This window comes from Inquilinus sp. OTU3971, from assembly GCF_038440215.1.
Genome location: NZ_JASATH010000350.1, coordinates 1 through 3,965, shown reverse-complemented (window position 1 = coordinate 3,965; position 3,965 = coordinate 1). Strand labels below are relative to the sequence as shown.

The 3,965-nt window shown below is 71.3% G+C and carries 3 protein-coding genes; 1 reads left to right on the top strand and 2 read right to left on the bottom strand.

All coding sequences use genetic code 11. The features are described 5' to 3' along the window. Positions 1-233: 233 nt before the first annotated feature. Together AAHM41_RS39385 and betC are read right to left on the bottom strand one after the other, a co-directional pair. Positions 234-1,172 (bottom strand): choline ABC transporter substrate-binding protein, encoded by a 939-nt coding sequence (locus AAHM41_RS39385; protein ID WP_342242099.1) that lies wholly within the window; start codon positions 1,170-1,172, stop codon positions 234-236. Beyond that, complete coding sequence (gene betC / locus AAHM41_RS39380; RefSeq protein ID WP_342242098.1) at positions 1,145-2,761, bottom strand: choline-sulfatase; 1,617 nt, start codon at positions 2,759-2,761, stop codon at positions 1,145-1,147. Before betC ends, AAHM41_RS39385 begins: the two co-directional genes overlap by 28 nt. Before the next feature lie 132 nt (positions 2,762-2,893). On the opposite strand from betC, the gene AAHM41_RS39375 reads away from it, so the two are divergent. Then, positions 2,894-3,787, top strand: a complete 894-nt coding sequence (locus tag AAHM41_RS39375; RefSeq protein ID WP_342242097.1) for a choline sulfate utilization transcriptional regulator — start codon at positions 2,894-2,896, stop codon at positions 3,785-3,787. Positions 3,788-3,965 lie beyond the last annotated feature (178 nt).

The following is a 3,965-nucleotide window of genomic DNA, read 5'->3' as shown; positions in this document are numbered from 1 at the left end:
CCCCGCCCCTGCTGGCCTACATCACGGGCTGAGAATCGACTCGGGCGGCGGGTTCACCGACCCGCCGCCCGTTGGTTCGAGACGGACCTGTCGCCGCCACGGCGACAGGCGTCTCAGCGCGAGGTGCTGCCGGGCTGCCGGCCGCGCATATAGTGCCGCTCCGGGTGGTAGCGCGGCTTGAACAGCTGGGCGATCCAGTCCCGGATCTGGGTCCACATGCGCTCCGGGCCTCCTCAGCCCTGGTTCAATGCGGCGCGGACGGCGGCGAGGCCATCCTGTCCGTCGCGGGTGGTCACGCCGGCCAGCCAGCCGGACAGAAGATCGGGGTGAGCCTTGAGATACTGCGCGGCGGCTGCCTTGCCGTCCGACCCCTCGCCCAGAATCCCCATGATCTGGTTTTCCATGTCGACCGTGAACGTCAGCTGTGACAGCAGCCGGGCGAGATTGGGGCAATTCTTCGACAAGTCTCGCCTCGTCACGGTGTAGACGGTGGCGCGGCCGTAATTCGGGCCGAAATAGGCGTCGCCGCCGCTGAGATAGGCGATCTGGAACTGGCTGTTCATCGGATGCGGCTCCCAGGCCAGGAAGGCGATCCATTCCTTGCGCCGCACCGCCCGGTCCACCTGGCTCAGCATCCCCTGCTCGCTCGATTCGACCAGGGTCCAGCCGTCCAGGCCGAAATCCCCGGCGTCGATCATCTTCTGGATGTTCTGGTTGGCCGGCGCCCCCGGCCCGATGCCGTAGATCCTGCGGCCGAACTGGTCGGCGTGCTTGGCCAGGTCGGCAAAATCCTTCACCCCGGCCTCGGCGACATAGGCCGGGACCGCCAGGGTGAAGCGGATGCCGTCGAGATTCGGGCGGATCACCTCGATCGCCTTCTCGGCCGTGAGCGGTTCGATGAAGCGACTCTGCGCCGGCATCCAGTTGCCGAGGAAGACGTCGATCTGGCTGTTCTTCAGGCTTTCGAAGGTCACCGGCGGGGCCAGGGTCTCCACCTTCTGGGTATAGCCCAGCGGCTCCAGGAGGGTGCCGAGGATGCCGTTGGTCGAGGTGATGTCGGTCCAGCCCGGATCCGACATGCGCACGGTGGCACAAGCGTCGGGATCGGCCGCGGCGGCGGGCGCGGCCGCCAGCAGCAGGCCGGTCAGGGCAAGGGCGATGAGGCGCGCCATGGTTCAGTCTCCCTGTTGTTGTCGTCCTTATTGGCGTCTTGGCCGCGCGTGACGCGCGGGAACCGGGCGGCGGCTTCCAGGTCGTCGAGATCCATGTGGTTGCGGATGTATTGCCGGGTGGCGTCCTGCCGCGGCTGCCAATCCCAGCCATGCAGGGCGCCCCGGCGCAGCGCCGCATCCACGAAATGCCGCCGCCGCTGGCTTTCCAGAACCTGCTCGCGCAGCCGCGGCAGGTCCCAGCGCGCCGCCACCTCCGCCCGGAAGGCAGCGACCCGCGCGGCCTCGGCCGGGTCGGCGGCGCGGTTCACCCGCTCGCCCGGATCGGCCGCGAGATCGTAGAGCTGGTCGGGGTCGGCCGGACTGTGGATGAACTTCCAGTTTCCGCGGCGGATCATCACGATCGGCGCCACGGCGCCCTCGGCCAGGTACTCGCCCAGGACCAGATCGTGCCCGCCGGTGCCGGCCAGATGCGGCAGCAGGCTGCGCCCGTCCAGCGGCGTCGGATGCGGCGGCGCGCCCTCCGGCGTGGCCCCCTCCGGCGTGGCCAAATCGACCAGGGTCGGCAGCAGGTCGGCGGAGGACACGGCGGCGCCGACCCGGCGCGGCGCGAAGCGGCCGGGGGCGTGCACCACCAGTGGGATGCGGCTGCCGCCCTCCAGGAAGCTCATCTTGTACCAGAGGCCGCGCTCGCCCAGGAACTCGCCATGGTCGGACAGGATGATGGTGACGGTGTCCTCGGCCAGGCCGGTGCGGCGCAGCGCCTCCATCACCCGCCCGAACTGCTCGTCGACATAGGCGATGGCGCCGTAATAGGCGCGCCGGGCGCGGCGGGTCTGCTCGGCGGTGATCGGCGTCCGGTCCAGCTCGCACACCGCGCGCAGCCGGCGCGAATGCGGGTCGTCGGCCGGTGCGTCCTCGGGCAGCGGGATGTCCTCGTCGCGGTGCAGGGTCCAGTACCGCTCCGGCACCGCGAAGGGGTCGTGCGGATGGGTCAGCGACACGGTCAGGCAGAAGGGCTGGTGGTCCGAAGCGCCATGGCCGCCCCGCGCCAGGTCGTACAGCCGGCGTTCGGCGGCGAACACCACCTCGTCGTCGAAATCCAGCTGGTTGGTGCGGATGCAGGGGCCGGCGTCTAGCACCGACGACATGTTGTGGTACCAGCTCGGCCGCGCCTCCGGCCGGTCCCAGTCCGGGGTCCAGCCGAAATCCGCCGGATAGATGTCGGTGGTCAGCCGCTCCTCGAAGCCGTGCAGCTGGTCGGCGCCGCAGAAATGCATCTTCCCGGACAGGATGGTGCGATAGCCCAGCGCCCGCAGCGCATGGGCGAAGGTCGGGATGTCGGAGGGGAACTCGGCGGCGTTGTCGTAGGCGCCGATCGCCGAGGGCAGCCGGCCGGACATGAACACCGCGCGCGACGGCCCGCACAGCGGGCTGTTGCAATAGGCGGCGTCGAACACCACTCCGTCCCGCGCCAGCGCCGCCATCACCGGCGCCTGCACCACCGCGTTGCCATAGGCCGGCAGCGCGAAGGGCGTCAGCTGGTCCGCCATCAGGATCAGGATGTTCGGTCGCCGTGCCGCTGCTGCCACGATGGGCCTCTCCCTGCTTCGTATGTCTGTAAAGACCAGAGTGAGGCGCGGCCGGCAGGATCGTGAAGACCGCGGCCGTTCATGCAGCTATTATCCCTGCTTATGGCAACCCGCCGTCGCGATCTGCCGCCGATGCCGGCGCTCCTGGCCTTCGAGACCGCGGGACGGCTGTCGAATTTCAGCGCCGCGGCGCGCGAGCTCGGGGCCACCCAGCCGGCCGTCTCCCATCAGATCGCCGCATTGGAGGCGCGGCTGGGCGCGGCCCTGTTCCGGCGGCTGCATCGCGGCGTGGCGCTGACCGCGGAGGGCGAGCGGTTGCTGCAGGTGGTGACCCGGTCGCTCGACGCCATCGCCGACACGGCGGCGGAGATCCGCCAGGCGCGAGACCCCGGCGGGCTGACCGTCGCCACCGATTTCGGCTTCGCCACCTACTGGCTGCTGCCGCGGCTGGAACGGCTGCGGGCGGCGCTGGGCGGTGTCGAGATCCGCATCCTGGCCAGCCAGGACGTGCTCGACCCGCGCGACCGCGCCGTCGACGCGGTGGTCGCCTTCGGCTCGGGGCGCTGGCCCGGCTGCACCGTCGACCGGCTGTTCCCGGAAAGCGTCGTGCCGATCTGCAGCCCCGGGATGCTGGCCCGGCTGCCGCGGCTCGCGGCGCCGGCCGACCTGCTGGACCAGCCGCTGCTGCATCTCGACAGCCCGGACCCGGCGCGCTGGCTCGACTGGCCCGGCTGGTTCCGGGGGCAGGGGGTCGAGGGCGCACCGCGCGGCCGGTCGCTGCGCTTCAACAACTACCCGCTGGTGCTGCAGGCGGCGCTGGCCGGGCAGGGCGTGGCGCTGGGCTGGCGTCCGCTGGTCGACGACCTGCTGGCGGCCGGCCAGCTCGTCGCCTGCCTGCCCGCTCCCTACCGCACCCAGCGCGGCTATTTCCTGGCCCAGCCTTTGGCCGACCGGCCGGACCCGCTGCGCGCCGCCTTCCGCGACTGGCTGGTGGCCGAGGCTGCGGGGCGCGGCCACAGTGATTGATCACGGATAATTGGATAGACCGGAGCCACCCCCTCACCCGAAATCGCTGCGCGATTTCGACCTCTCCCCGGGGGAGGGGTGATGTGGGCGCGGCTCATATTTCCCTCTCCTCGGGGAGAGGGAGGGGCGCGGGGGGGGGGGGGGGGGGGGGGGGGGGGGGGGGGGGGGGGCCGGGGGG

Coding starts and splice junctions, on each gene's coding strand:
- AAHM41_RS39385 (WP_342242099.1), bottom strand. CDS start 1,172: ATGGCGCGCCTCATCGCCCTTGCCCTGACCGGCCTGCTGCTGGCGGCC.
- AAHM41_RS39375 (WP_342242097.1), top strand. CDS start 2,894: ATGCCGGCGCTCCTGGCCTTCGAGACCGCGGGACGGCTGTCGAATTTC.